The sequence below is a fragment of the Streptomyces sp. NPDC037271 genome, assembly GCF_055603605.1.
In genome coordinates, this window is record NZ_JBVJVN010000004.1 from 108827 (window position 1) to 135705 (window position 26879).

The 26879-nt window shown below is 73.1% G+C and carries 31 protein-coding genes; 25 read left to right on the forward strand and 6 right to left on the reverse strand.

From position 1 onward, the window contains the following. Positions 1 to 139: 139 nt before the first annotated feature. Positions 140 to 304, reverse strand: coding sequence for a hypothetical protein (locus tag ACZ7G3_RS10310; RefSeq protein ID WP_426598363.1), 165 nt, complete (start codon positions 302 to 304; stop codon positions 140 to 142). Positions 305 to 540: 236 nt separating this feature from the next. On the opposite strand from ACZ7G3_RS10310, the gene ACZ7G3_RS10315 reads away from it, so the two are divergent. The 4 genes from ACZ7G3_RS10315 (at position 541) to ACZ7G3_RS10330 (ending at position 4577) form a co-directional block, all read left to right on the forward strand. Then, a complete protein-coding gene (locus ACZ7G3_RS10315; RefSeq protein WP_426598362.1) occupies positions 541 to 1758 on the forward strand; it encodes an NYN domain-containing protein in 1218 nt (405 codons plus the stop codon). A gap of 167 nt (positions 1759 to 1925) precedes the next feature. Next, on the forward strand, positions 1926 to 2900 hold the full coding sequence (locus ACZ7G3_RS10320; RefSeq protein ID WP_470924947.1) for an ABC transporter ATP-binding protein: 975 nt from the start codon (positions 1926 to 1928) through the stop codon (positions 2898 to 2900). Between the two features lie 110 nt (positions 2901 to 3010). Beyond that, positions 3011 to 3835 (forward strand): ABC transporter permease, encoded by an 825-nt coding sequence (locus tag ACZ7G3_RS10325; protein ID WP_426598361.1) that lies wholly within the window; start codon positions 3011 to 3013, stop codon positions 3833 to 3835. Positions 3836 to 3869: 34 nt separating this feature from the next. Next, entirely contained in the window at positions 3870 to 4577 is a 708-nt protein-coding gene (locus tag ACZ7G3_RS10330; RefSeq protein ID WP_470924648.1) for an AAA family ATPase, read from the forward strand. 137 nt (positions 4578 to 4714) lie between these two features. Here the strand turns inward: ACZ7G3_RS10330 and ybaK are convergent, their stop codons facing one another. From ybaK to ACZ7G3_RS10350, 4 genes are all read right to left on the reverse strand, one after another. Next, entirely contained in the window at positions 4715 to 5218 is a 504-nt protein-coding gene (gene ybaK / locus ACZ7G3_RS10335) for a Cys-tRNA(Pro) deacylase (protein WP_426598359.1), read from the reverse strand. Between the two features lie 13 nt (positions 5219 to 5231). Further along, positions 5232 to 5972 (reverse strand): LON peptidase substrate-binding domain-containing protein, encoded by a 741-nt coding sequence (locus tag ACZ7G3_RS10340; RefSeq protein ID WP_426598358.1) that lies wholly within the window; start codon positions 5970 to 5972, stop codon positions 5232 to 5234. 11 nt (positions 5973 to 5983) lie between these two features. Continuing rightward, positions 5984 to 7012: a hypothetical protein gene (locus tag ACZ7G3_RS10345; protein WP_470924948.1), complete on the reverse strand. Its 1029-nt coding sequence runs from the start codon at positions 7010 to 7012 to the stop codon at positions 5984 to 5986. Positions 7013 to 7509: 497 nt separating this feature from the next. Beyond that, the gene (locus ACZ7G3_RS10350) at positions 7510 to 9087 is read right to left on the reverse strand and encodes an oxidoreductase (RefSeq protein ID WP_426598357.1); all 1578 of its coding nucleotides are present in this window, start codon (positions 9085 to 9087) and stop codon (positions 7510 to 7512) included. Positions 9088 to 9286: 199 nt separating this feature from the next. Between ACZ7G3_RS10350 and hisD the strand changes: the two genes are divergently transcribed. From hisD to ACZ7G3_RS10400, 10 genes are all read left to right on the forward strand, one after another. After that, complete coding sequence (gene hisD, locus ACZ7G3_RS10355) at positions 9287 to 10612, forward strand: histidinol dehydrogenase (RefSeq protein WP_470924651.1); 1326 nt, start codon at positions 9287 to 9289, stop codon at positions 10610 to 10612. After that, positions 10609 to 11721, forward strand: coding sequence for a histidinol-phosphate transaminase (locus tag ACZ7G3_RS10360; protein WP_470924652.1), 1113 nt, complete (start codon positions 10609 to 10611; stop codon positions 11719 to 11721). Before hisD ends, ACZ7G3_RS10360 begins: the two co-directional genes overlap by 4 nt. Next, entirely contained in the window at positions 11718 to 12311 is a 594-nt protein-coding gene (hisB, locus tag ACZ7G3_RS10365) for an imidazoleglycerol-phosphate dehydratase HisB (RefSeq protein WP_426598354.1), read from the forward strand. The genes ACZ7G3_RS10360 and hisB overlap by 4 nt, the downstream gene beginning before the upstream one ends. Before the next feature lie 3 nt (positions 12312 to 12314). After that, positions 12315 to 12479 carry a hypothetical protein gene (locus ACZ7G3_RS10370; protein WP_179350155.1) on the forward strand — a complete coding sequence of 55 codons (165 nt, stop codon included), beginning with the start codon at positions 12315 to 12317 and terminating at the stop codon, positions 12477 to 12479. A 5-nt stretch (positions 12480 to 12484) separates the two neighbouring features. Further along, positions 12485 to 13126 carry an imidazole glycerol phosphate synthase subunit HisH gene (hisH, locus tag ACZ7G3_RS10375; protein WP_470924950.1) on the forward strand — a complete coding sequence of 214 codons (642 nt, stop codon included), beginning with the start codon at positions 12485 to 12487 and terminating at the stop codon, positions 13124 to 13126. Between the two features lie 2 nt (positions 13127 to 13128). After that, positions 13129 to 13854 carry a bifunctional 1-(5-phosphoribosyl)-5-((5-phosphoribosylamino)methylideneamino)imidazole-4-carboxamide isomerase/phosphoribosylanthranilate isomerase PriA gene (gene priA / locus ACZ7G3_RS10380; protein WP_426598353.1) on the forward strand — a complete coding sequence of 242 codons (726 nt, stop codon included), beginning with the start codon at positions 13129 to 13131 and terminating at the stop codon, positions 13852 to 13854. Then, the gene (locus tag ACZ7G3_RS10385; protein WP_426598352.1) at positions 13851 to 14246 is read left to right on the forward strand and encodes a RidA family protein; all 396 of its coding nucleotides are present in this window, start codon (positions 13851 to 13853) and stop codon (positions 14244 to 14246) included. Before priA ends, ACZ7G3_RS10385 begins: the two co-directional genes overlap by 4 nt. A 33-nt stretch (positions 14247 to 14279) precedes the next feature. Continuing rightward, entirely contained in the window at positions 14280 to 15035 is a 756-nt protein-coding gene (gene hisF, locus ACZ7G3_RS10390) for an imidazole glycerol phosphate synthase subunit HisF (RefSeq protein WP_470924653.1), read from the forward strand. 94 nt (positions 15036 to 15129) lie between these two features. Beyond that, positions 15130 to 15717 carry an ArsR/SmtB family transcription factor gene (locus tag ACZ7G3_RS10395; RefSeq protein WP_426598350.1) on the forward strand — a complete coding sequence of 196 codons (588 nt, stop codon included), beginning with the start codon at positions 15130 to 15132 and terminating at the stop codon, positions 15715 to 15717. Continuing rightward, complete coding sequence (locus tag ACZ7G3_RS10400; RefSeq protein ID WP_470924655.1) at positions 15710 to 16975, forward strand: MFS transporter; 1266 nt, start codon at positions 15710 to 15712, stop codon at positions 16973 to 16975. Before ACZ7G3_RS10395 ends, ACZ7G3_RS10400 begins: the two co-directional genes overlap by 8 nt. A 12-nt stretch (positions 16976 to 16987) precedes the next feature. On the opposite strand, the gene ACZ7G3_RS10405 is transcribed toward ACZ7G3_RS10400, so the two are convergent. Further along, a complete protein-coding gene (locus ACZ7G3_RS10405; RefSeq protein ID WP_426598348.1) occupies positions 16988 to 17623 on the reverse strand; it encodes a TIGR03085 family metal-binding protein in 636 nt (211 codons plus the stop codon). Positions 17624 to 17704: 81 nt separating this feature from the next. On the opposite strand from ACZ7G3_RS10405, the gene hisI reads away from it, so the two are divergent. From hisI to lgt, 11 genes are all read left to right on the forward strand, one after another. After that, entirely contained in the window at positions 17705 to 18133 is a 429-nt protein-coding gene (gene hisI / locus ACZ7G3_RS10410) for a phosphoribosyl-AMP cyclohydrolase (RefSeq protein WP_426598347.1), read from the forward strand. A gap of 20 nt (positions 18134 to 18153) precedes the next feature. Beyond that, positions 18154 to 19662, forward strand: coding sequence for an anthranilate synthase component I (locus tag ACZ7G3_RS10415; protein ID WP_426598456.1), 1509 nt, complete (start codon positions 18154 to 18156; stop codon positions 19660 to 19662). A 203-nt stretch (positions 19663 to 19865) separates the two neighbouring features. Continuing rightward, complete coding sequence (locus tag ACZ7G3_RS10420) at positions 19866 to 20507, forward strand: TIGR02234 family membrane protein (protein ID WP_426598346.1); 642 nt, start codon at positions 19866 to 19868, stop codon at positions 20505 to 20507. A 190-nt stretch (positions 20508 to 20697) separates the two neighbouring features. After that, on the forward strand, positions 20698 to 20949 hold the full coding sequence (locus ACZ7G3_RS10425; protein WP_426598345.1) for an HGxxPAAW family protein: 252 nt from the start codon (positions 20698 to 20700) through the stop codon (positions 20947 to 20949). 94 nt (positions 20950 to 21043) lie between these two features. Further along, entirely contained in the window at positions 21044 to 21502 is a 459-nt protein-coding gene (locus tag ACZ7G3_RS10430) for a DUF2752 domain-containing protein (protein WP_426598344.1), read from the forward strand. A gap of 139 nt (positions 21503 to 21641) precedes the next feature. Then, positions 21642 to 22451, forward strand: coding sequence for an indole-3-glycerol phosphate synthase TrpC (trpC, locus tag ACZ7G3_RS10435; RefSeq protein ID WP_426522888.1), 810 nt, complete (start codon positions 21642 to 21644; stop codon positions 22449 to 22451). A 20-nt stretch (positions 22452 to 22471) separates the two neighbouring features. Continuing rightward, complete coding sequence (trpM, locus tag ACZ7G3_RS10440) at positions 22472 to 22666, forward strand: tryptophan biosynthesis modulator TrpM (RefSeq protein ID WP_426598343.1); 195 nt, start codon at positions 22472 to 22474, stop codon at positions 22664 to 22666. Between the two features lie 111 nt (positions 22667 to 22777). After that, positions 22778 to 24061, forward strand: coding sequence for a tryptophan synthase subunit beta (gene trpB, locus ACZ7G3_RS10445; RefSeq protein ID WP_426598342.1), 1284 nt, complete (start codon positions 22778 to 22780; stop codon positions 24059 to 24061). Then, positions 24058 to 24873, forward strand: coding sequence for a tryptophan synthase subunit alpha (trpA, locus tag ACZ7G3_RS10450; protein WP_426598341.1), 816 nt, complete (start codon positions 24058 to 24060; stop codon positions 24871 to 24873). The genes trpB and trpA overlap by 4 nt, the downstream gene beginning before the upstream one ends. Positions 24874 to 24982: 109 nt before the next feature. Continuing rightward, positions 24983 to 25756, forward strand: a complete 774-nt coding sequence (locus tag ACZ7G3_RS10455) for a DsbA family protein (protein ID WP_470924659.1) — start codon at positions 24983 to 24985, stop codon at positions 25754 to 25756. 108 nt (positions 25757 to 25864) lie between these two features. Then, on the forward strand, positions 25865 to 26848 hold the full coding sequence (lgt, locus tag ACZ7G3_RS10460) for a prolipoprotein diacylglyceryl transferase (RefSeq protein ID WP_470924661.1): 984 nt from the start codon (positions 25865 to 25867) through the stop codon (positions 26846 to 26848). Positions 26849 to 26879: the final 31 nt, after the last annotated feature.

Consider the following 26879-nt stretch of genomic DNA (forward strand, 5'->3'; position numbering starts at 1 on the left):
CGAAGGGGCTGAAGGGGCCGAAGGGGCCGAGCCTCCGAAGTGTCCAGGGCGTCCGAAGCGCCCGACGTGCCCGAGGGGCGCACCCGTTGCCGGGTGCGCCCCTCGGACGTGCGGGGCGCAACGGCCCGTCGTACGGGTGTCAGTTGTGGCCGAAGCGCTTCTGCCGCTTGCGGGAGGCGACGTCGCCGGGCGTCAGCTGCGGGCCGTGCTGCTCCTCGCGGTCCATCACGGGCGTCTCGGCCGCCTTCTGGGTGTGCTGTGACTGAGGCTGCTTACGCTCACGGGTGTTCTTGTTCTTGGCCATGGTGATCTACCTCCTGAGGGGGATCTGGGGGCCAGGTCCGGGATCAGATTCACATAGGCCAACGAAGAACGCATATCGGGCAATTACCATCCGTGATGTGGACCGCCGAGGCGCGAGGTCGAACGGCTCGCGCGGAAACGCCACGCCGAAGATCGAGTTCGGGCCGTTAACCTCCGCGTGGTCGGGCAGACTCGAAGGAAGCCCGAAGCAAACCTCCCGGAAAGAGGGTGGATCGCGTGGACCGCTGCATCGTCCTGGTGGACGCCGGGTATCTGCTGGGGGCCGCCGCCAGTCTCCTCGCCGGTGAGCCCTCGCGCTCGCGCATCACCGTCGATCACGCCGCCCTCATCCAGGGGCTCCGCGATCGCGCCGAGTCCGACACGCAGCAGCCCCTGCTGCGCATCTACTGGTTCGACGGCGCCCCCGACCGCGTCCCCCAGCCCGAACACCGCCGGCTTCGCGTGATGCCCCGGGTCACCGTCCGGCTCGGCGCCCTCACCCGCAGCGACGGCCGCTGGGCGCAGAAGGGCGTGGACGCCGCCATGCACGCCGAGCTGACCGAGCTGGCCCGCAACCGCGCCTGCTCCGACGTCGTCCTGGTGACCGGCGACGGCGACCTGCTGCCCGGCATGATGGCCGCCAAGGAGCACGGCGTCGCCGTCCACCTGTGGGCCGTGCAGGCCGCCGACGGCGACTACAACCAGTCCGAGGACCTGGTCGCCGAGGCCGACGAGCGACGCGTGCTGGACCGTACGTGGATCACCAAGGCCGTACGCGCCAAGGAACTGGGCGGGATCTGCGCGCCGCCGCCCGTGCCCCGCCCCGAGATCGCCGCGATCCTCTCCGCACCGCTGCCCGAGTCCGCCCTCTCCGCGGCCGCCGAACGGCCCGCCGAGGAACCGGAGCACCCCACCGCGACCGGCGCCGCCGCCCGCAACGGCACCGCGGAGCGCGTGGCACCCGCCAAAGGCGTCCCCACCCCCAAGGACCTCGCCGCGCTGCGTGCCCCCGGCCCCCACCCCGCCCCGCACCCCCCGACCGCCACCCTGCGCTGGTCCTCGGACAAGGGATGGGTCGACCGGTCCGCCGCCGATCCGTCCGAGGCCGTCTCGATGCCGACGCTGGCCCAGCTCACCACGGCCGAGCAGCGCTGGGCCGACCGCGAGGAGGACATCACCACGGTCGGCGGCGACCCGTACGAGGTCGGGCAGGTCTTCGCCCGCCGCTGGCTGGAGCGCCTCGGCGACCACGGACACCTGCAGAAGCTCTCCGGTATGTACCCCCGCATCCCGCACCGCGTCGACGGGGAACTGCTGCGCTACGCGGCCCGCTTCGGGCTGCTGGCCCACAAGGACGACCAGATCGACGAGCACGACCGGTACGCGATCCGGGCCGGGTTCTGGCGGGAGGTCGACGTCCGGACGGCGACCGAGCGCACCCCCGCGGCGGAGTGAGGCACTCCGGCCCTCTTCCGGGTTCCTCCCGCCGGCTCCTCCCGGGTTCCCCCGGCCGAAACGACACTTATGGGCGGACCCGAGGGCGGGGCTGAGGGACGGACCCCGTAGTCTCGTCCCTTGTGAGTACGCGCGCGGCACAGGCACTTCGACCCGGCGGCGATGCCGTGTGCGTGGTGCGCGGGCTGACCAAGACCTATCCGCCGGTACGCGGCCGGCGCGGCGTTCCCGCGACCGACGAGGTGCGGGCCACCGACGACGTGACCCTGGAGATCCGCCGCGGTGAGATCTTCGGACTGCTCGGGCCGAACGGCGCCGGCAAGTCCACCCTCGTACGCCAGCTCACCGGGCTGATGCGGCCCGACGCGGGCAGCGTGGAGATCCTCGGGCACGACATCGTCCGCCACCCGGAGCGGGCCGCGCGGATCCTCGCCTACCTCGGGCAGGAGTCCAGCGCCCTGGACGAGCTGACCGTGTCGCTCGCCGCCGAGACCACCGGACGGCTGCGCGGCCTGGAGGTGCGGCAGGCGCGCGCCGAGCGGGACGCCGTCCTCGACGAGCTGGGCCTGACGCCGCTCGCCGCCCGCCCGATCAAGAAGCTCTCCGGCGGGCAGCGCCGCCTGGCCTGCTTCGCCGCCGCTCTGGTGGGGGAGCGCACGCTGCTCGTCCTGGACGAGCCGACCACCGGCATGGACCCGGTGGCCCGGCGCGCGGTGTGGGGGGCCGTCGACCGGCGGCGCGCCGAGCGCGGCACCACCGTGCTGCTCGTCACCCACAACGTCATCGAGGCCGAGACCGTCCTCGACCGGGTCGCCGTCCTCGACCGGGGACGCGTCATCGCCTGCGACACGCCCTCCGGACTCAAGGAGAAGGTCGCCGGCGAGGTCCGCGTCGACCTGGTGTGGCGCGAGAGCGCACCGCTGCACGTGCCGGAGGTCGCCGCCCTGCGCGACCGCGCCGCCGAGTCGGGACGCCGCTGGACGCTGCGGCTCGCCCCCGAGGAGGCCCGCGCGGTCGTCGCCACCGTCACCGGCGGCGCCGCCTTCGCCGCCCTGGACGACTTCACACTCGCCACGCCCAGCCTGGAGGACGTGTACCTGGCGCTGGGCGGCGCCGCGCGGCAGGGGCTGGTGAGGGCTTGAGCACCCGAACGGTGAGCACACCGGCCGCCGCGTCCGTACCCGTCAGGGCGACCGCTTCGAAGGACAGCGACCGAAGCCTCGAACGACCCAACGAAGGGGAGCAGCGCGACGTGAGTGTCGTACCCGCCGATGTCCTGCCGGGCGGTGCCCTGGCCGCCGACGAGCAGGGCGCCGCCGGCGCGGCCGAGCTCGGCCCCAAGGCACGGCTGTGGCCCTCCCTGGTGGCCGTCTACCGGGCGCAGCTGTCCCGGGCGCGGGTCGCGCGCATCCCGCTGCTGTTCGTGGCCACCTTCCAGTCGATCGGCATCATGATCCTGATGCGCGGGGTCGTGGACGGCGGTGGCGAGGCACAGGCCGTGGTCGCCGGGTCGGCGGTGCTGGTCGTGGCCTTCGTCGCGCTGAACCTCCTCGCCCAGTACTTCGGCCAGCTGCGCGCCAGCGGCGGCCTCGACCACTACGCGACGCTGCCCGTGCCCCCGGCCGCCGTCGTGCTGGGCGCGGCGGGCGCGTACGCGTCCTTCACCGTGCCGGGGACCGTGGTGACGGCGGTGTTCGGATGCCTGCTGTTCGGGCTGCCGATGACGCACCTGTGGGTGCTGGTGGCGGTGATCCCGCTGGCGGGCGCCGCGCTGGCCGGGCTGGGCGCGGCCCTGGGACTGCTCGCGCCCCGGCCGGAGCTCGCCACCCTCCTCGGCCAGCTGGGCATGTCCGCGGCGCTGCTGCTGGGCGTGCTGCCGGCCGAGCGGATGCCCGAGGTGGTCCGCCTGGCCCGGGACCTGCTGCCCTCCACGTACGGCGTGGAGGCCTTCGCGCGCACCTTCGGGGAACGGCCCGACTGGGCCTTCGTCCTCGGGGACCTCGCGGTGTGCGCCGTGGTCGGCGTGATCTCGCTGGCCGTCGCGACCTGGGCGTACCGCCGGGCCGCCGTCCGGTGACGCGCCGCACAGGCGGGTTTGGCACGATGGCGGGGTGACCGCACCTCTTACTCCGCCACCGCCACCGAACGAACACTCGTCGTATCAGGGCGGGCCGGTGCCGCCGCCCGTCGGTGCGCACGCGCTGGGCACCGGGTCCGGCGCCACGCGCGACCACCACGGCGAACAGGACGGCCCCGGGATGTTGACCGAAGTGCGTCAGGCGGCCGTGACCGTGGCGGCGGTGGCGCTCTCCGGCGCGCTGCTGGGGGTGCTGTGGTGGCAGCTGGCACCGAGCGTGCCGCTGGTCGGCGGCGTGCTGGGTGACAGCTGGGCGGTCGTCCCCGAAAACCCCGAGGGCGAGCGGGTGGTCGGCGTGGACGGCGTGTTCACGCTGCTCGCGCTGGCGTTCGGCGCGCTCAGCGCGGTGGTCGTCTTCCTGCTGCGGCGGCGCGGGGGCGTACCGCTGGTGGTGGCGCTGGGCGTCGGCGGGCTGCTCGGGTCGCTGCTGGCGTGGCGGGTCGGGGTGTGGCTGGGGCCCACCCAGGACGTGATCGCCCACGCGAAGGACGTGGGCCAGGGGGTGACGTTCTCCGCACCGATGGAACTGGGCGCGAAGGGTGCGCTGCTGGTGTGGTCGGTGGCGGCGCTGGCGGTGCATCTGGGACTGACGGGGCTGTTCGGGCCCAGGGATCCGGAGCCGGACCCCTGGCCGGAGTCGCGGCGGTATCCGCCGGGGCCGATGGGGGAGAAGTCGGCGTAGGCCCCCGCTGGGCGGGGCGGTGGCGGCCGTGGTTCGCCCTGCGCTTTTCGACGCGCCACCTGCGTTTGCGGGTCCTTCTGCGACATGTCCTGCCTGATCAGCCGGGAACCGGGCGTCCGCCGAGCGGGTGCGCGGGACTACGCGCGTCCGATCGGGGCGAGGACCGCTTCCGTCAGCCTGGCCAGGTCGTCGGGGGCGAGTTCGACCTCCAGGCCGCGGCGGCCCGCCGAGACGCAGATCGTGGCGTGGCCCGAGGCGGACGCGTCCAGGACCGTCGGGAGCCTCTTGCGCTGCCCCAGCGGGGAGATGCCGCCCCGCACATAGCCCGTGGTGCGCTCGGCCAGGGCCGGGTCGGCCATCGCCGCGCGCTTGCCGCCCACCGCGGCCGCCAGCGCCTTCAGGTCCAGCTGGCCGGCCACCGGCACCACGGCGACCGTCAGCGCGCCGTCGACGTCCGCCACCAGCGTCTTGAAGACCCGCTCCGGCGAGACGCCCATCGCCTCGGCCGCCTCCTCGCCGTAGGACGGGTGGGCGGGATCGTGCTCGTACGCGTGGACCGTGTAGGCCGCTCCGGCCGCCGCGAGCGCCACCGTCGCGGGGGTGCCGCCTGACTGCTGCTGTTTCTTCGGCTTCTTCGCCATCCGGGCCAGTACCTCAGTTGAGACTCGTGGGACCGCGCGTCAGGTCCGACGCCGGCAACGACGGCAGCGTACGGATGACGGCCGTCTCGGAGCGAAGGAGTTTCAGCTCGTCCCTCAGACGGGAGGCGGTGTCCGGGGCCTGGAGCAGACGCTGCTTGGTCGGCGTGTCGAGCACCATCGCGGCGGCGACCAGGTAGGAGACCACACCCGGTTCGTCCGGCAGTTCGGCGCCGGTCGCCAGCGACCGTTCGCGGGCCCCCGCCAGCCGCTTCTGGTACTGCCGGAAGGACCGCAGCACCCCTTCGGCGAGCGCCCCCGCCTCGTCACCGGCCTCCTCGGCCAGCGGCTCCAGCTCGGCCGTCAGGAACGGGCCCGAGGCGTCCACCGAGAGCAGCCGCACCCGGTTCGTACCGGTCGCCAGCACCTCGAAGGTGCCGTCGGCGCGCTCGCGGATCGTCGCCGCGTCCGCGACGCAGCCCACCTTGTGGAACGCCTTGACCGGGTCGGGCCCGAACCCGGCCTCCGGTCCGCGCTCGAGCGTCGTCGTCGGATCGGGCAGGCCGGGCGCGCTCCGGGCCACCTCGTGGCCGTCGCGGATCGCCACGACGGCGAACCGGCGCGGTTCGTCCTCGGGAGTCTTCAGCAATTCGCGCATCATGGCGCGATAGCGCTCCTCGAAGACGTTGAGCGGGAGCACCAGCCCCGGGAACAGGACCGAGTTCAAGGGGAAGAGGGGGAGCCGGACGGTGGTCACGACGCAGAAGCCTAATGGTCGCCGGGGCGGACGCGACCGCCGTGCCCACTTCGCGGCCGACCGGGCCCCGTCGTCCCGGGTGTGCGGGCCACCGCCGCACGGACGTCGTCGCGCACCTGGAGAAAGCGGCCGAGCGGGTCGTCCGCGTCCCGGTCCCAGGGGAAGGACGTGACGTACGGGCCGGTCAGACGCAGTTGCTCCGCCGCGTCCTGGTGGCGCTCCAGGCGCAGCAGGACGTACGTCAGGAGGTTCCGCAGCTCCGCCGGCCACGGGTCGGCCGCCGGATGGGCGGCCGAGAGGGCGATCGCGTGGTCGGCCGCCGCGTCCAGGCGGGCCCGGGGTACGCCGGCCGCGTCGCTGCCCCCGCCGCCGGCGGTCAGGCAGGCGAAGGCCGCCCTGAGCGGCAGCGCGCGTACGAGCGCGTCCTCGGGCGCGTCCTGCGCGGCCGTCTCGGCGAAGTCCAGGCACTCGTGATGCGTGCCGGGCGAGAAGGCGGCCAGGTACTCCAGGGCGGCGACATGGCAGCCGTAGTGGTGCGGGGAGCGGCGGACCGCCTCGGCCCACAGCCGCTCGAACTCGGCGTGCCCGGCGTGTGCGCCCCGAGCGGTGTCCAGGGCGGTCCGCCACGGCACCGGGTCGCCTCCGGCGGCCTCGGCGGCGGCCGTGACGGTGGGGGCGACCTGGCGCAGGAGTTCCGTGCGGGCAGGCGAGTCCCAGTGGCGGTCCACCGTCAGCCGGGCGTCGACCAGCAGGGCGTCGGGGTCACCGGGGGCGGTGGCGCGCCAGTCGTCGAGCCACTCGGAGCGTGAGCGGGCGAAGGCGGCCAGCCGGGTCGCGTAGCGGTCGCGGTGCTCCCACTCGGCGTTCTCGCGGGTGCGGGCGAGGAGGCCGGCCGCGGGGGTGTACTCGCCGCGGGCCGCCGCGACGAGGACGGGGGCGAGGTGGTCGTCGGGGGCGTCGAGGAGCACGTCGTCGTCTGGGACGAGCCGTGACGTCCGGGGGCGGGCCCGGGCCGCCGTCCGGAGGAACGCGCGCAGCATGGCCAGTACGACGGCCGACGGTTCGCGATGGTTGTGCGGTTCGGCTGTGGCTTCGGCCGTTCGTGTTCCCACCCGCACCACCCGTGCGGGTCTCGCCGTCGGGGCGGGCGGCCGCGGCGGGGCGTTCCGGCTGTTGGTGCTGTCGGTGGCTCTATCGGTGGCTGTCGGTCGTGGGCGGCCCGGAGGGCGTTCGCGGAGTCGTCGGCCGGGGCGGAAGCCCTACGTCCGCCGGGCGCGGGCGTGCTGCGTCGGGCTCCGGGACGCGGGGCCGCCTCGGCGGCGGATGCCGCGCCCCCCACGACGGGTGAGCCGCGTTCCGCTGCGCGAGGCGGCGCCTTCCGCGCCGGGAAGGCGGTCAGGTCCGCGCGGGGAACGAGGTCCCAGTTCCGGCCGGGTACGAGGTCAGGTCCGCGCGGGGAACGAGGTCCCAGTTCCGGCCGGGTACGAGGTCAGGTCCGAGCCGGGCACGAGGTCCTAGTTTCCGGCCGGGTACGCGATCAGTTCCGGCGGAGCAGCCGCGTCGCTCCCGCCGCGACCGTGGTCGCCAGGATCCAGCCCAGCAGGATCAGGGCCGTCGCCAGCCACTGCCAGCCGTCGCGCAGTTGCCAGGAGCCGGCCTGGCCCAGGTCGATGACCGGCAGCAGCAGGTCGAGAGCGAAGAGGGCGGGGTTCCAGTCCGGATGCTCGCCGCTCTTCAGCGGCGGCGGGTCGGCGCGCGCGAAGGCGAACGAGCCGGTCGCCCACAGCACCGCCATCCACACCGCGGCCCGGCCCGGCCGGTAGCCGTAGGCGACCGTCCAGTCCTGCGCGTATCCCACCAGCTTCGCGGCTATGGGCAGGCTCTCGCGGCGCCGTCGGTGCTTGGCGAGCAGCACCTCGCGGGCGTCCTCGTCCTCGCCGCCGGCCCGCAGCACCGCGGCGAGGCGCTCGTACGGCTCCGGGTGGTACTCGGCGGTCGCGGCGCCCACCCAGCGCAGCCGCTTCGCCAGCGGGAACGGCCCCCGTGGCACCAGGTTCTCGTAGGCGAAGCCGCCCATGTGCAGCCGGCCCGGCCCCGGCCAGCTGTCCGCCCGGTCCATCAGGTTGACCACCCGCGCCCCCGACAGCACCACCCGGCCGCGCGCCGGCCGCTCGCCGAGGAACCGCAGCTCGGGCGTCTGCACCCGGCGCAGCGACAGCTCCTGCTCGTCGGTGAAGGTGAACCGGGCGTGCTCGAAGTCGACGGCGTCGCCGAACCGCCCGTCGTCCAGCCGCACCCCGCCCTCGCACTCGAACCGCTGTATCCGCGTCCCCTGCGCCGGAGTCGTGCCCCGCAGCAGCGGGCTGCCGAGCCCGGCCGGGGTCAGGTACAGCGTGCGCTCCACCGTCAGCTGCGGGGCGTTCAGCGCGTGCCGCGTGTACGGGTTGAGGAGCCGGGCGCCGCGCAGGCTCAGCGAGACGCCGACCTGGGCGCTGCGCAGACTCACCTCGCCGTACGACTCCAGCATCTCGGCCTGGAGGTCCTGCCCGACGCTCAGGCCGTCCGCGGCGATCGAGCGGCCACTGCGGTCCCGGTGCACGATCGCCTGGTTGAGCAGCAGGTCGGTGCCTATCTGCGCGTCGGTGAGCCGGATGCCGGCCCGGAACCGGCAGCGCGGCAGGTGCAGGTCGCCCTCGGTCTGCAGCCGGGCCGCCTCCAGCCGCGGCACCGCGCAGTCCACCAGCCGTACGGTCGTGAAACGGGTCTCCGGCAGCAGGACCTCCCGCTCGAACCGGCAGCGCCGCAGCTCGACGTAGGGCACCACCGTGCCGCCCGCGAGGTCCATCGTGTCGCTGATCCGCACGCCCACGAGCTGCAGCGAGGACACCCGGCCCGCGAGCGCGGGCGGACCGTCGAGAAGCAGCCAGCACACGATACGGGCCCGCACCGTCCGCTCGGGCCCCCACGGATGCCCGCCGTGCGGGTCGTCGGCGAACGCGTCGCCGCTGCTCAGGTCGTACACGCTGCCGTTGCGGAAGGCCTGCCACATGCCGGCCTCGGTGGCCGTCAGGTCGTCCGGCAGCTCTCCGTCACGGTGGCCGGCCCCCTCGGTCACGGCGCTTCACTCCCTCCCCAGCTACTCGTCGGTCACACACTGTTCGTACAACCGTTCATGCCCACTGAGTGACCCTTTGAACACTCATGGTGAGCACGAACTGCGCGGAGGCCTCGCACGGCCCGGCGGCCGTCGCGTTCTGTATCAGCCATTGATACGCGCGGACCGTGCCCGACGCGGGTCTGAGAGAATTGGTTCCGTGATCTCCCGAATCGATCTGCGCGGCGACGCCCTCCCCGAGGGCCCCGCCCTGCGCGACCTGCTGCCCCGAGCCGACTTCGACGTCTCGGCCGCCCTGGAGAAGGTGCGTCCGATCTGCGAGGACGTGCATCATCGGGGCGACGCGGCGCTGATCGACTTCGCCGAGCGGTTCGACGGCGTGCGGCTGGACCGGGTGCGGGTGCCCGCCGAGGCGCTCACCCGTGCCCTCGAAGGGCTGGACCCGGCCGTGCGCGCGGCCCTGGAGGAGTCCGTCCGCCGCGCCCGCCTCGTCCACCGCGCCCAGCGCCGGTCCACGCACACCACCCAGGTCGTGCCCGGCGGCACGGTCACCGAGAAGTGGGTGCCGGTGGACCGCGTGGGCCTGTACGCGCCCGGCGGACGCTCGGTCTACCCGTCCTCGGTGATCATGAACGTGGTGCCGGCGCAGGAAGCCGGCGTCCCGTCGATCGCGCTCGCCTCTCCCGCCCAGGCCGAGTTCGACGGCCTGCCCCACCCGACCATCCTCGCCGCCTGCGCCCTGCTCGGCGTCGACGAGGTGTACGCGGCCGGCGGTGCCACCGCCGTCGCGATGTTCGCGTACGGCACGGAGTCCTGCCCGCCGGCGAACATGGTCACCGGCCCCGGCAACATCTGGGTCGCCGCCGCCAAGCGCTACTTCACCGGGAAGATCGGCATCGACGCGGAGGCCGGTCCCACCGAGATCGCCGTCCTCGCCGACGCCACCGCCGACCCGGCGCACGTCGCCGCCGACCTGATCAGCCAGGCCGAGCACGACCCGCTCGCGGCGGCCGTCCTGGTCACCGACTCCGCCGAACTGGCCGACGCGGTGGAGCGGGAACTGGAGCCGCAGGTCGCCGCGACCAAGCACATCGAGGACCGGATCGTCCCCGCGCTCAAGGGCGAGCAGTCCGCCATCGTCCTGGTCGACAGCGTCGACGCGGGGCTGAAGGTCGTCGACGCGTACGGCGCCGAGCACCTGGAGATCCAGACCGCCGACGCCAGCGAGGTGGCCGGCCGGGTGCGCAACGCGGGCGCGATCTTCGTCGGCCCCTGGGCGCCCGTCTCGCTCGGCGACTACGCCGCCGGGTCCAACCACGTCCTGCCCACCGGCGGCTGCGCCTGCCACTCCTCCGGCCTGTCCGTGCAGTCCTTCCTGCGCGGCATCCACATCGTCGACTACACGCGCGACGCGCTGGCCGAGGTCGCGCACCACGTGGTGACGCTGGCGGAGGCGGAGGACCTGCCCGCGCACGGCGCGGCGGTCAAGGCGAGGTTCGACTGGAAGGTTCCCGAGGGCAAGTGAGCGACATCCGCATCGACGATCTTCCCGTGCGGGACGAGCTGCGCGGCAAGTCCCCCTACGGCGCGCCCCAGCTCGACGTCCCCGTACGGCTGAACACCAACGAGAACCCGTACCCGCTCCCCGAGGAGCTGGTCGACCGCATCACCGAGCGGGTCCGCGAGGCCGCCCGGAACCTCAACCGCTACCCGGACCGGGACGCGGTCGAGCTGCGCACCAGGCTCGCCGAGTACCTGACCGGGACGTCCGGGTACCGCGTCGGCGTCGAGAACGTGTGGGCGGCCAACGGCTCCAACGAGGTCATCCAGCAGCTCCTGCAGACCTTCGGCGGCCCCGGCCGCACCGCCATCGGCTTCGAGCCGTCGTACTCGATGCACGGCCTGATCGCCCGCGGCACCGGCACCGGCTGGATCTCCGGGCCCCGTAACGACGACTTCACCATCGACCTCGCGGCGGCCGAGAAGGCCATCGCCGAGCACCGCCCCGACGTCGTGTTCATCACCACCCCCAACAACCCCACCGGCACCGCCGTCCCGCCGGAGACCGTTCACGCCCTGTACGAAGCGGCCCAGGCGGCGGGGCCGTCCATGGTGGTCCTGGACGAGGCGTACATCGAGTTCAGCCACGGCGACTCCCTGCTGTCGCTGCTCGACGGCCGCCCCCACCTCGTGGTCTCCCGCACCATGTCCAAGGCGTTCGGCGCGGCCGGACTGCGCCTGGGCTACCTCGCCGCCGATCCGGCCGTCGTCGACGCCGTCCAGCTCGTCCGGCTGCCGTACCACCTCTCCGCCGTCACCCAGGCGACCGCGCTGGCCGCCCTGGAGCACACGGACACGCTGCTGAAGTACGTCGAGCAGCTGAAGACCGAACGGGACCGGCTGGTCGCCGAACTGGTCGCGACCGGCTACGAGGTGACCGAGTCGGACGCGAACTTCGTCCAGTTCGGACGGTTCGCGGACGCCCACGAGGTCTGGCGGAAGATCCTCGACCGGGGCGTCCTGGTCCGGGACAACGGCGTGCCGGGATGGCTGCGGGTCACCGCGGGGACCCCGGCCGAGAACGACGCGTTCCTCGACGCGGTACGTGAACTGAAGAAGGAGCAGAGCGCATGAGCCGCGTAGGACGCGTGGAACGCACCACCAAGGAGACCTCGGTCCTCGTCGAGATCGACCTCGACGGCACCGGCAAGACCGACATCGCCACCGGCGTCGGCTTCTACGACCACATGCTCGACCAGCTCGGCCGGCACGGTCTGTTCGACCTGACCGTGAAGACCGACGGCGACCTGCACATCGACTCCCACCACACCATCGAGGACACCGCCCTCGCGCTGGGCGCCGCGTTCAAGCAGGCCCTCGGCGACAAGGTGGGCATCTACCGCTTCGGCAACTGCACGGTCCCGCTGGACGAGTCCCTCGCCCAGGTCACCGTCGACCTGTCCGGCCGCCCCTACCTCGTGCACACCGAGCCCGAGAAGATGGCGCCGATGATCGGCGAGTACGACGTGACGATGACCCGGCACATCCTGGAGTCCTTCGTCGCCCAGGCGCAGATCGCGCTGCACGTGCACGTCCCGTACGGGCGCAACGCGCACCACATCGTGGAGTGCCAGTTCAAGGCGCTGGCCCGCGCCCTGCGCTACGCCTCCGAGCGCGACCCCCGCGCGGCCGGTATCCTGCCCTCCACGAAGGGCGCGCTGTAACCCATGAACGGTACGTCCACCGCGCTGATCGTCGTCGGCCTGTTCTTCATCGGCGGCATCATCTCCTTCGCCAAGCAGCAGATGCCCAAGGGCCTGATCGTGCTGCTCTCCATCGGCGCCGCGATGTGTCTCTTCGCGGGCGTCCTGAGGCTGGAGGTGTGGAGTTGACCTCTGTGAACTCCGCCAAGAAGGTCGTCGTCTTCGACTACGGCTTCGGCAACGTCCGCTCCGCCGAGCGCGCGCTCGCGCGCGCGGGGGCCGACGTCGAGATCACCCGTGACTTCGACAAGGCCATGAACGCCGACGGGCTGCTGGTTCCCGGCGTCGGCGCCTTCGCCGCCTGCATGGAGGGCCTGCGGGCCGCGCGCGGCGACTGGGTCGTCGACCGACGGCTGGCCGGCGGACGCCCGGTGATGGGCATCTGCGTCGGCATGCAGATCCTGTTCGCGCGCGGCATCGAGCACGACGTGGAGGCCGAGGGCCTGGACGAGTGGCCCGGCACCGTCGGACCGCTCCAGGCCGACGTCGTACCCCACATGGGCTGGAACACGGTCGGGGCACCGGCCGACTCCCAGCTCTTCGCGGGACTGGACGCGGACGCCCGGTTCTACTTCGTGCACTCCTACGCCGTCCACGAGTGGACGCAGGAGTCGCACAACCCGCTGATCGCCGCCCCCAAGGTCACCTGGGCCACGCACGGCAAGCCCTTCGTGGCGGCCGTGGAGAACGGCGCCCTGTGGGCCACCCAGTTCCACCCCGAGAAGTCCGGCGACGCCGGAGCCCAGCTCCTCACCAACTGGATCGAGACCCTGTAGAGATGAGCAAGCTCGAACTCCTCCCCGCCGTCGACGTCCGCGACGGCCAGGCCGTCCGCCTCGTGCACGGCGAGTCCGGCACCGAGACCTCCTACGGCTCCCCGCTTCAGGCCGCCCTCGCCTGGCAGAGCTCCGGCGCCGAGTGGCTGCACCTCGTCGACCTGGACGCCGCGTTCGGCACCGGGGACAACCGCGAGCTGATCGCCGAGGTCGCGAAGGCCATGGACATCAAGGTGGAGCTGTCCGGCGGCATCCGTGACGACGACACCCTCGCCGCGGCGCTCGCCACCGGCTGCACCCGCGTGAACCTCGGCACGGCCGCCCTGGAGACCCCCGAGTGGGTCGCCAAGGTCATCGCCGAGCACGGCGACAAGATCGCGGTCGGCCTGGACGTACGGGGGACCACGCTCCGGGGCCGCGGCTGGACCCGCGACGGCGGCGACCTCTACGAGACGCTGGCCCGCCTCGACAAGGAGGGCTGCGCCCGGTACGTCGTCACCGACATCGCCAAGGACGGCACCCTCCAGGGCCCCAACCTGGAGCTCCTGAAGAACGTCTGCGCGGCGACCGACCGCCCGGTCGTGGCGTCGGGCGGCGTGTCGTCCCTGGACGACCTGCGCGCGATCGCCGGTCTCGTCCCGGCCGGTGTCGAGGGCGCCATCGTCGGGAAGGCCCTGTACGCGAAGGCGTTCACCCTGGAACAAGCCTTGGAGGCTGTGTCGCGATGACATCCGAAGCCGTACGGCGCGTGCAGAGCGGAAGTCCCTGGGAAGATTCTTTCGGTTTCGCACGTGCCGTGGCGGCGGGTGATCGAGTCATCGTGGCGGGCACCACCGCCTTCAAGGGCGACCTGCTGTACGGCGAGGGCGACCCGTACGAACAGACCAAGGTGGCCTTCGCCACCGCGGTCGAGGCGATCGGCGAGTTCGGACTGGACATCGAGTCCGTGATCCGGACCCGGGTGTATCTGGCCCATTCGCGGGACGTCGACGAGGTGGGCCGCGCCCACAAGGAGCTGTTCGACGCCGTACGCCCGGTCACGACCCTGCTGGTCGTGGAGGGCTTCATGGACTCGCGGGTCCTGGTGTCGGTGGAGCTGGAAGCATTCAGAGGACAGTAGAAGGCATTCGAGGAGCCGAGGAGCCGTGGATTCATGACCCTGGCGGTCCGAGTCATCCCCTGCCTGGACGTGGACAACGGCCGGGTCGTCAAGGGCGTCAACTTCCAGAACCTGCGCGACGCGGGCGACCCCGTCGAGATGGCCAAGGTGTACGACACCGAGGGCGCCGACGAGCTGACGTTCCTGGACATCACCGCCTCGTCGGGCAACCGCGAGACGACGTACGACGTGGTGCGCCGCACCGCCGAGCAGGTGTTCATCCCGCTGACCGTGGGCGGCGGCGTGCGCACCGCCGACGACGTCGACAAGCTGCTGCGGGCCGGCGCGGACAAGGTGGGCGTGAACACGGCCGCCATCGCCCGCCCCGACCTGATCCGCGAGATCGCCGAGCGCTTCGGCCGCCAGGTCCTCGTCCTGTCGGTCGACGCCCGACGCACCGAGGCGGGCACCTTCGAGGTGACCACCCACGGCGGCCGGCGCGGCACCGGCATCGACGCGGTGGAGTGGGCGCACCGCGCCGCCGAGCTGGGCGCGGGGGAGATCCTGCTCAACTCGATGGACGCGGACGGCACGAAGGACGGCTACGACCTGGAGATGATCGCGGCGGTCCGGGGGCACGTGACCGTCCCCGTCATCGCCTCCGGCGGCGCGGGCCGCCTCGCCGACTTCCCGCCGGCCGTCGAGGCGGGCGCGGACGCGGTGCTGGCGGCGTCCGTCTTCCACTTCGGTGATCTGCGGATCGGGCAGGTCAAGAGCGCACTGCGCGAGGCGGGACACCCCGTCAGGTAGGAGCGGCGGACAGACCTGCCGCACTCCCGGAGAAGCGAAAGGAAAGTTGCGCAACGAGCATCGCAACTTTCCTTTCGTAACTTACCGTGGTGGCATGCCGAGCCAGGAGAACCACTCGATCACCGACCTGGGCACCCTCAAAGCCCTGGCGCACCCCCTGCGCCTGCGGCTCTACCGAGGGCTGTGCGTCGCGCGCACGGCGACCGCCTCGCAGCTCGCCGAGCAGGTGGACGAGGCCGTCTCCCTGGTCAGCTACCACCTGCGCAAGCTGGCCGAGCACGGGCTGGTCGAGCAGGCCGAACCCCAGAGCGCGGACGGCAGGGAGCGCTGGTGGCAGCCCTCCTCGACCGGCGTGAGCATCCGCGACGAGAACTTCCGCGACGCCCCCGAGCGGGCGGCCGCCCACCTCGCCGCCACCCGGCTCTTCCACGAGCAGCGCGCCGACATGTATCGCCGCTACCTCGACGAACGCCCCACCTGGGGCCCCGAGTGGAACTCCGCCGCCCCCGACAACGAGTCCCTGCTCCGGCTGACCCCCGCCGACCTGAGCGAACTGGGCGCGGAGCTGCTCGCCCTGGCGGAGAAGTACGACGAGCGGGGCCGGGCCGCCGAAGCAGCCGGCGACACCGAAGGGCGCGAGAACGTCGCGCTGCACGTGTACGGGTTCCCGTTCCGTGTCTGAGGCGACCACGACCGTGACGGACACGTGCATACCCGCCGCCTCCGTACCCGCCCATCGCGACCCCAACGTCCTGCGCTGGGTCGCCGCCTACACCGCCTCCATGGTCGGGGACACCGTCTTCTTCCTCGCGCTGTCCTGGGCCGCCGTGCAGAACGGCACCCCCGCGCAGGCCGGCGTCGTCACCGCCGTCAGCGCGGTGCCGCGCGCGCTGCTGATGCTGGGTGGCGGGGTGGTCGCCGACCGGTTCGGGCCGCGCAAGGTCGTCATCGGCAGTGACGCCGTACGGTGCGCCACGGTCCTGGCGGTCGCCGCGGTGCTCTTCGCGACCGACCCCGGGCTGTGGCTGCTGGCCCTGCTCGCGGTCGTCTTCGGCATCGTCGACGCCGTGTTCATGCCCGCCGTGGGGGCGCTCCCCGCCCGCGTCACCGCCAGGGACCAGCTCGCCCGCGTCCAGGGCATGCGCGGCCTCGCCGTCCGGTTCGCCGCCGTCGTCGGCGCGCCGCTCGGCGGGCTCGGCGTGGCGGTCGGTGGTTCGGCCACCGCCTTCACGCTGTCCGGGCTGCTGATCGCCGTGTCGGTGCCGCTGCTGATCTCCGTACGGATGCGCGAGCTGCCACCCGACAACGCCACGGACCCCGCGCCGGACACCACCGCCTGGCGGGACCTGGTGGCCGGGCTCCGCTACATCCGCCGGCACCGCGTCCTCGGCCCGCTGATGGTGACCATCGCCCTCGGCGACCTCGGTTTCGTCGGCCCCCTCAACGTCGGCCTGACCCTGCTCGCGGACGAGCGCGGCTGGGGCGCGTCCGGGATGGGCTGGGTGCTCGCCGGGTTCGGCACGGGGGCCGCAGTCGCCGCCCTGCTGCTGACCGTGCGGGGGCGCCTGCCGCGCGCCGGGTGCGTCGCCGCCGGTGCGATCATCCCCGGCGCGGCCGCGATCGGCGCCCTGGCGCAGGCCCCCGCACTCCCCGTGGCCGTCGGCACCGCCGTGGTCGTCGGACTGCTCACAGGGCTCAGCGGCGCCATGTGCGGAGCCCTGCTGCAGACCCAGTCCGAACCCGCCTACCTGGGGCGCGTCACCGCGGTCGGCGGAATCGTCAGCCTCGGCATCGCCCCGCTGAGCATGCCGCTGTCCGCCACCGCCATCGGCGTCTGGGGCACCGGACCGGTCTTCGCCGTCAGCGGCGCGGTCTGCGCACTCGGCGGGATCGTCGCCCTGTGCGCGCCCGGCGTGCGGCGGGCCGAACTGCCGAAGTAGCGGCCCCCGCGCTCAGATGCCGAGCTGCTTCGTCTCGTGCAACCGGGCGATCGCGTCCTTCTCGCCCTCCAGCTCCACCTTCGCGGCGCTCTGCCGGCCGTACGCGAACAGCAGCAGCTCGGACGGTTCGCCCGTCGCGGTCACCACCGGTGTACCGCGGTGGGCGACCGTCGTCTGGCCGTTCGGCCGGCGCAGCACCAGGCCCGTCGGGATGCCGCGGCCCATCAGGCGGGCGGTGCGCTCCAGGCGCGACCACAGGCCGTCCTGGAAGACCGGGTCCAGCTCGCGCGGCGACCAGTCCGGCTGGGCCCGGCGGACGTCCTCGGCGTGGACGTAGAACTCCACCGTGTTCGCCGCCTCGTCGACCTGCTTGAGCTGGAACGGCGAGAACCGCGGCGGGCCGGTGCGGATCAGCTGGACCAGCTCCTCGTACGGCTTCGCGCCGTACTCCTCCATCACCCGGTCGAGCCGGGACGCCAGCTGCTTGATCAGGGTGCCCCCGGCGGCGTCCGGCCGGCGCTCGCGCACCACCACGTGCGCGGCGAGGTCACGGGTCCGCCAGCCGTCGCACAGGGTCGGGGCGTCCGGCCCGGCCGTCTCCAACAGGTCCGCGAGCAGAAGTCGTTCACGCTTGGCGAAAGTCGACATGGAGTCAGCCTACGGCCGCCGGCCGGGTCCGCCCAATGGACAGCGCCGGAGACCGGCCGCGCCGCGCGGCACAATGGGCGCATGACCAGCAGCTCCCCCAGGCGGCCCAGCCCGCTCGCCCCGGAGATCGCCGACCGCCTCAAGCGCAGCGCCGACGGCCTCCTGCCCGCCATCGCCCAGCAGTACGACACCGGGGAGGTGCTGATGCTCGGCTGGATGGACGACGAGGCACTCCACCGCACGCTGACCACCGGGCGCTGCACCTACTGGTCGCGCAGCCGCCGGGAGTACTGGGTCAAGGGCGACACCTCCGGGCACTTCCAGTGGGTGAAGTCCGTCGCCCTGGACTGCGACGCCGACACCGTCCTGGTCAAGGTCGACCAGGTCGGCGCCGCCTGCCACACCGGCGCGCGCACCTGCTTCGACGCCGACGTCCTCCTCGCGGACGGCACGGACGGCGTGCACGGCGTCGACGGCGCGGGCTCCGAAGCGCCCGGCGCGGATCAGTAGGGTCTGCCCCCATGGACGCCATGGACCTCGACACCTTCCGCAAGCTGGCCGCCGACCGCCGGGTGATCCCGGTCAGCCGCAAGCTCCTCGCCGACGGCGACACCCCGGTCGCGCTGTACCGCAAGCTCGCCGCCGAACGCCCCGGCACCTTCCTGCTGGAGTCCGCCGAGAACGGACGCACGGCGTTCCAATGGTCCCGCTACTCCTTCGTCGGCGTCCGCAGCGCCGCCACCCTCACCGAGCGGGACGGTCAGGCCCACTGGCAGGGCGCCCCGCCCGTCGGCGTCCCCACCGACGGCGACCCGCTGGCCGCCCTGCGCGCCACCGTCGAGGCCCTGCACACCCCGCGCGACCTCGCCCACGACCTGGGACTGCCGCCCTTCACCGGCGGCATGGTCGGCTACCTCGGCTACGACATCGTGCGCCGCCTGGAGAAGGTCGGCCCGGGGGAGCGCGACGACCTGAAGCTCCCCGAGCTGACCATGCTGCTCACCAGCGACCTGGCCGTCATGGACCACTGGGAGGGCTCCGTCCTGCTGATCGCCAACGCGATCAACCACAACGACCTCGAAACGGGTGTCGACGAGGCCTACGCCGACGCGATCGCCCGCCTGGACGCCATGGAGGCCGACCTCACGCGCGCGGTCGCCCAGCCGCCGGCCGCGCTGCCGCCCTCCGAGCTGCCCGAGTACACCGCGCTGTGGGGCGGCCCCGACTTCCAGGAGGCCGTCGAGGACATCAAGGAGCGCATCCGCGCGGGCGAGGCCTTCCAGGTCGTGCCCTCGCAGCGGTTCGAGACGCCGTGCACGGCGAGCGCCCTGGACGTGTACCGGGTGCTGCGGGCCACCAACCCCTCCCCGTACATGTACCTGCTCCGCCTCGACGGCTTCGACGTCGTCGGGTCGTCCCCCGAGGCCCTGGTCAAGGTCGAGGACGGGAGCGCCATGGTGCACCCCATCGCCGGCACCCGCCCCCGCGGCGCCACCCCGCAGGAGGACCAGGCGCTCGCCGACGAGCTGCTCGCCGACCCCAAGGAGCGCGCCGAGCACCTCATGCTCGTCGACCTCGGCCGCAACGACCTGGGGCGGGTCTGCGAACCCGGCTCCGTCGAGGTCGTCGACTTCATGTCCGTCGAGCGGTACTCGCACGTCATGCACATCGTCTCGACGGTCACCGGACGGGTCGCCCCGGGCCGCACCGCCTTCGACGTCCTCACCTCCTGCTTCCCGGCCGGCACGCTCTCCGGGGCCCCCAAGCCGCGCGCCCTGCAGATCATCGACGAACTCGAACCGTCCCGGCGCGGCCTGTACGGCGGCTGCGTCGGCTACCTCGACTTCGCCGGCGACTCCGACACCGCCATCGCCATCCGCACCGCCCTGCTGCGCGACGGCACGGCCTACGTGCAGGCCGGCGCCGGCGTCGTCGCCGACTCCGACCCGGTCGCCGAGGACACCGAGTGCCGCAACAAGGCGGCGGCGGTGCTGCGGGCGGTGCACACGGCCAACCGGCTGGGGCAGTCGGGGCAGTAGGGCGGACCGGGAGATCCGGCCGGGGCGGCGGGGAGGTCCGGCCCCGGCACGGTGGGGAGATCCGGCGGGACGGTGGGGAGATCCGGCGGGACGGTGGGGACATCCGGCGGGGAGGGTGGGACGAGCCGGCCGGGACGGTGGGGCGATTCTCACGTCCGTCAATCCGAGCCCCGGGTGACGGTTCGCCCGGTGTTCGGGTGATAGTGGAGTACGTGACAGCCGTTCCTCACCCCCGTACCCCAGCCGCAGGACCCGCCCGGGCCGGCCGCCGGAGCCTCGCCGCCGCCCTGCTGTGCGGCGCGCTGGGCGCGGCCGTCGCCCTGCTCGCCACCCGGCAGGAGTGGTCGCAGGGCACCGCGACGGTGGCCGGCGGCGCGTTCCCCCTGACCGCCAAGGGCAGCGACGTCACGGGTGTACCCGCGGCGCTCGCCATAGTGGGCCTCGCCGCGCTCGTCGCCGTCTTCGCCGTCCGCCGCGCGGGCCGGTTCGCCGTCGCCGCCGTGCTCGCGCTGAGCGGCGCGGGCACCGTCGCCGCGGCGCTGGCCGGCGCCTCCGACAGCTCCGCGCTGGACGACAAGGCCGCGAAGGCCGCCGGTGACACCTCCGCCACCGTGGACGCCCTCTCCCACACCGCCTGGCCGTACGTCGCGGCCCTGGGCGGAGCACTGCTCCTGCTGGCCGGGCTGCTCGCCCTGCGCTACGGCCGCCTGTGGCCCGCCATGTCCGGCCGCTACGAGCGGGACGGCACCCCGCGCCCGCGCCGCACCCCCCAGACCGTCGACCCGGACCGTCCCGAAGACCTCTGGAAGGCCCTCGACCGCGGCGAGGACCCGACCGGCGCCTGAACACCCGAGGGCCGGCCCGCGCGCAGGCGGGCACCCGTCGACACGCCCCGCACGCCCCGGGTGCCCGGGGCGTCCGGCCGCCGTCACGCGCGCGTGGAGGAGCACCCCCGCTCACGCCGCGCGCGCCCGTGCGGGACAATGGGCATGAGCGTCCTGCTCAGACTTGGCACACAGCAACGAGGAGCAAGCAATGTCGGGCAGCAGCCACGGTCACACCCCGGCCGCCTGGACGGGTGTCATCATCGCCTTCATCGGTTTCTGCGTCGCGGGCGTGTTCATGGTGGCGGCCAAGCCGGTGGGCTTCTGGGCCGGCATGGCGGTCGTGCTCCTCGGCGGTGCCGTGGGCGGCATCATGCGCATGATGGGCCTCGGCCAGCCGAGGACGAACCACCCCGTGCACCAGGTCGCCGGCGAGCGTGCGCCGGCCGACGCCAAGGGCTGACCGGGCACGGCGGTCGCGGTAATTCCTGAGGGGCGGATCGGCACGAGGTGCCGGGACCGCCCCTCACGTGCGCGTACGGCCCGGCGGGTGCAGAATGCGGAGCGTGGACGCCGAAACCGGGAAGCCGACGCGGAGCAGGGCCCTGACACGGGGCGTGCCCGCCCTCCGGGGCCTGGCCGTCCCGGCCGGAGTGCTCGCGGCCGTCGTCGGAGCCTTCGCGTACGTGGCGCGCGTGGACCCGGGCGAACCCGGCCACTACCCCGTCTGTCCCCTGCTGCGCTTCACGGGACTGCACTGCCCCGGCTGCGGCGGTCTGCGCAGTGCCCACGCGTTCGTCCACGGGGACGTGCTGACCGCGCTGCACGCCAACGCGCCTGCCGTCCTCGGCTATCTGGGCTTCGCCGTGCTGTGGACCGTGTGGGTGGTGCGGGTGATCCGCGGCCGGCCCGTGCGGGTCGACCTCGGCCCGGTGCCCCTGTGGACGCTGGGGGCGTTGCTACTGGTCTTCACAGTTGTCCGGAACCTGCCATTCGGCGGCTGGCTCCGCCCTTGACCACCCGGCGGACGTCCAGGACGGGTGCACCTTCGTGCCTGGGGGAGGTACCGGCGCCAATCGGATGCGAGGTCCGTGCCATGCTCCGGATATCATCACAGTGACCACAGGTTTCGCCGTCTGAAAGGGGGCCGCTCGCGTGAGTGTGCTCGACGAGATCATCGACGGAGTCCGTGCCGACCTCGCGGAGCGGCAGACGCGCGTCAGCCTCGACGAGCTCAAGGAGCGCGCGGCCAAGGCTCGCCCCGCCAAGGACGGCGTGTCCGCGCTGCGCGGTGACGGCGTCAAGGTCATCTGCGAGGTCAAGCGCTCCAGCCCGTCCAAGGGCGCCCTGGCCGCCATCGCCGACCCGGCCGGCCTCGCCGCGGACTACGAGGCGGGCGGCGCCGCCGTCATCTCCGTCCTCACCGAGCAGCGGCGCTTCGGCGGATCACTGGCCGACCTGGAGGCGGTCCGCGCGCGCGTGGACATCCCCGTGCTGCGCAAGGACTTCATCGTCACCTCGTACCAGCTGTGGGAGGCCCGCGCGCACGGCGCCGACCTCGTGCTGCTGATCGTCGCGGCCCTCGAGCAGCCGGCGCTGGAGTCGCTGATCGAGCGCGCGGAGTCCATCGGTCTCACCCCGCTCGTCGAGGTGCACGACGAGGACGAGGTCGAGCGCGCGGTGGACGCCGGCGCCAAGATCATCGGTGTCAACGCGCGCAACCTGAAGACGCTCGAGGTCGACCGCGGCACGTTCGAGCGGGTCGCCCCCGAGATCCCCGCGCACATCGTCAAGGTCGCCGAGTCCGGCGTCCGCGGCCCGCACGACCTCATCGCCTACGCCAACGAGGGTGCCGACGCCGTCCTGGTCGGCGAGTCCCTGGTCACCGGCCGGGACCCCAAGACCGCCGTCGCCGACCTGGTCGCCGCCGGCGAACATCCGGCACTGCGCCACGGCCGGGGCTGAGACCGATAGGTTTGCTCCCGATGACTCTCCCGCTCACCCCGGCCGCCCGGGACCCGTACGCCCGCCTCGCGCGCGGCTGCCGGCCCCGAGGCTGCCGCGCGCCCGCACGCCGGGTGCACGGCCGTCGGGTGCGGTACGTCATCGGTGACGAACCCGGGCAGGTCAACGGCATGCGATGGCGCCGGCGTCCCGCGAGGGGCGCGGGCCCGCACTGATCCGCGACGTCGCCGCGTGTGCGCGAGTGTCCACGCACGGCCCGCAGCGGCCTGACCGCCCCCGCCCCACGGCGACCAGTGACCAAACACCACTTACCGTGAGGTTCACGCATGCCCAGCAACTTCTTCATCCCCGATCCGGACGGCCAAGTCCCCACCCTGGACGGCTACTTCGGCGCCTTCGGCGGCAAGTTCATCCCGGAAGCCCTCGTCGCGGCAGTCGACGAGGTGGCCGTCGAGTACGACAAGGCCAAGGCCGACCCCGAGTTCGCCCGGGAACTCGACGACCTGCTCGTCCACTACACCGGCCGCCCGTCGTCCCTCACCGAGGTGCCCCGTTTCGCCGCGGAAGCCGGTGGCGCCCGCGTCTTCCTCAAGCGCGAGGACCTCAACCACACCGGCTCGCACAAGATCAACAATGTGCTCGGCCAGGCCCTGCTGACCAAGCGCATGGGCAAGACCCGCGTGATCGCCGAGACCGGCGCAGGCCAGCACGGCGTGGCGACGGCGACGGCCTGCGCGCTCTTCGGCCTCGACTGCACGATCTACATGGGCGAGATCGACACGCAGCGCCAGGCCCTCAACGTGGCCCGCATGCGCATGCTCGGCGCCGAGGTCATCGCCGTGAAGTCCGGCAGCCGCACGCTGAAGGACGCGATCAACGAGGCCTTCCGCGACTGGGTCGCCAACGTCGACCGCACCCACTACCTCTTCGGCACCGTCGCCGGCCCGCACCCCTTCCCGGCGATGGTGCGCGACTTCCACCGCGTCATCGGCGTCGAGGCCCGCCGCCAGATCCTGGAACAGGCCGGACGCCTCCCCGACGCCGCGATCGCCTGCGTCGGCGGCGGCTCCAACGCCATCGGTCTCTTCCACGCCTTCATCCCCGACGCGGACGTCCGCCTCATCGGCTGCGAGCCCGCCGGACACGGCATCGAGACCGGCGAGCACGCGGCCACCCTGACCGCGGGCGAGCCCGGCATCCTGCACGGCTCCCGGTCCTACGTCCTCCAGGACGACGAGGGCCAGATCACCGAGCCGTACTCCATCTCGGCCGGCCTGGACTACCCGGGCATCGGCCCCGAGCACTCCTACCTCAAGGACTCCGGCCGCGGCGAGTACCGCGCGGTCACCGACGACGCCGCCATGCGGGCGCTGCGCCTGCTGTCGCGCACCGAGGGCATCATCCCGGCCATCGAGTCCGCCCACGCCCTGGCCGGCGCCATCGAGGTCGGCAAGGAGCTGGGTGAGGACGGGCTGATCGTCGTCAACCTGTCCGGCCGCGGCGACAAGGACATGGACACCGCCGCCCGCTACTTCGGGCTGTACGACACCGACGCCGAGGTCGCCGCCGACGAGGCCGGCACCGCCGAGATCGAGGGGGACGCCAAGTGAGCGGGAACGTGCGGCTGCTGAACGACACCCTCGCCGCGGCGAAGGCCGAGGGCCGCTCCGCCCTCATCGCCTACCTCCCGGCCGGGTTCCCGACCGTGGACGGCGGCATCGCGGCGATCAAGGCCGCGCTCGACGGCGGCGCCGACGTCGTCGAGGTGGGTCTGCCGCACAGCGACCCCGTCCTGGACGGCCCGGTCATCCAGACCGCCGACGACATCGCCCTGCGCGGCGGCGTCCGCATCGCCGACGTCATGCGGACGGTCCGGGAGGCCCACGCGGCCACCGGCAAGCCGATCCTCGTCATGACGTACTGGAACCCCATCGACCGCTACGGCGTCGAGCGCTTCACCGCCGAGCTGGCCGAGGCGGGCGGTGCCGGGTGCATCCTGCCCGACCTGCCCGTCCAGGAGTCGGCGCTGTGGAGGGAGCACGCCGAGAAGCACGGGCTCGCCACCGTCTTCGTGGTCGCGCCCAGCAGCAAGGACGCGCGGCTCGCCGAGATCACCGCGGCCGGCAGCGGCTTCGTCTACGCCGCCTCCCTCATGGGCGTCACCGGCACCCGCGAGTCGGTCGGCGCGCAGGCCGAGGACCTGGTGCGGCGCACCCGCGCCACCACCGGCATCCCCGTCTGCGTCGGGCTCGGCGTCTCCAACGCCGCCCAGGCCGCCGAAGTGGCGGGCTTCGCCGACGGCGTGATCGTCGGCTCGGCGTTCGTCAAGCGCATGCTCGACGCCCCCGACGACGCGGCCGGCCTGGAGGGCGTCCGCACGCTCGCCGCCGACCTGGCGAAGGGCGTGCGCGGACAGGCGTAGTCGCCCCGCCCGGCCGGGCGGGACCGACAGGTATGTCATACGGGTCCCTCGTACGGGTGGACCTGGGACCGGGGAGGCGCGCTGCGCCTCCCCGGTTCGTTCTGCGGGTGTGAGCGAGAAGAACCGAGAGGGAAAGCGCACCGCCCGTCAGAAGCTGGCGGCCGAGCGGGAGAAGCAGAAGTCCAAGGACAAGCGCCGCCGCGCGCTGATCGTCGGCGCGAGCGTGGTCTGCGTCCTGGGGCTCGCGGCGGTGATCGGCGTGGTCGCCGCGAACGCGGGCAAGGACGACGGCAGCGAGTCGGCCGGTCCGGTCGTGGCGCCCTCCGGGGCGCAGGGCAAGGACAGCCTCGCGATCCCCGTCGGCAAGGAGAGCGCCAAGTCGACGCTCACCGTCTGGGAGGATTTCCGCTGCCCGGCCTGCAAGGGCTTCGAGCTGGCGTACCGCGACACGATCCACGAGCTCACCGAAGCCGGGCAGCTCAAGGTCGAGTACCACCTGGCGACGATCATCGACGGCAACGTGGGCGGCACCGGCTCCCGCAAGGCGGCCAACGCGGCGGCCTGCGCCCAGGACGCGGGCAAGTTCACGCCGTACCACGACGTGCTGTTCACCAACCAGCCGGCGGAGTCCGACGACGCCTTCGCCGACGAGGACAAGCTGCTCGACCTTGCTCGCAAGGTGGACGGCCTCGACACCCCCCTCTTCCAGGAGTGCGTCGAGAACGGTACGCACAACAGCTGGGTGGAGAAGTCCAACAAGGCCTTCCTCGACGGCGACTTCGGCGGCACGCCGACCGTCCTGCTGAACGGCGAGAACATCTACCGGGACGGCTCCCTGACACCGGAGAAGCTGAAGCAGATGGTGCGGGACGCCGACAAGTAGCGCGGCGGCGGAGCGTCCGGAAGGGCGCTCACTCCGCCCGCCCGTTACGGACCCGTAGCCGGGCTGCCCTCCGCGGGTCCCGTCCGACACGGTAGCGTCGACCCTGCCATGGAACTTGCCTTCATTCCCAGCCCGTCGCGCGGGGTGCTGAACCTCGGTCCCATCCCGCTGCGCGGCTACGCGTTCTGCATCATCATCGGCGTCTTCGTTGCCGTCTGGCTCGGCAACAAGCGCTGGGTCGCCCGTGGCGGGCGGCCCGGCACGGTGGCCGACATCGCGGTCTGGGCCGTTCCGTTCGGTCTGATCGGCGGCCGGCTCTACCACGTGATCACGGACTACCAGCTGTACTTCAGCGAGGGCCGTGACTGGGTCGACGCCTTCAAGATCTGGGAGGGCGGTCTCGGCATCTGGGGCGCGATCGCGTTCGGCGCGCTGGGTGCCTGGATCGGCGCCCGGCGCATGGGCGTCCCGATGCCCGCGTACGCCGACGCCGTCGCCCCCGGCATCGCCCTCGCCCAGGCCATCGGCCGCTGGGGCAACTGGTTCAACCAGGAGCTGTACGGCCGCGCCACCGACCTGCCGTGGGCCGTGGAGATCACCTCGTCGGCCGACGGCCGGGTGCCGGGCACGTACCACCCGACGTTCCTCTACGAGTCGCTGTGGTGCGTCGGCGTGGCCGTGCTCGTCATCTGGGCCGGCCGCCGCTTCGAGCTCGGCCACGGGCGGGCGTTCGCGCTGTACGTCGCCGCGTACTGCGCGGGCCGGTTTTGGATCGAGTACATGCGCGTCGACGACGCCCACCACATCCTGGGCCTCAGGCTGAACAACTGGACCGCGCTCTTCGTCTTCCTGCTCGCCGTGGTCTACATCGTGCTCTCGGCGCGGATGCGGCCGGGACGGGAGGCCGTGGTCGAGCCGAGGGCGGAGTCCTCCGTCGGTGACGCCGGGGACGACGCGAAGGACGCCGCCGACGCCGGTTCCGAGGACGCCACCTCGAACGACGAGAACGACGAGAACGACGAGAACGACGAGAAGGACGTGAAGGACGCCAAGGACGTGAAGGACGGAGCCGACTCGGCCAAGAAGGGCTGACGGCCCGCCGCAGTACGTCGCCGAGGGCGCC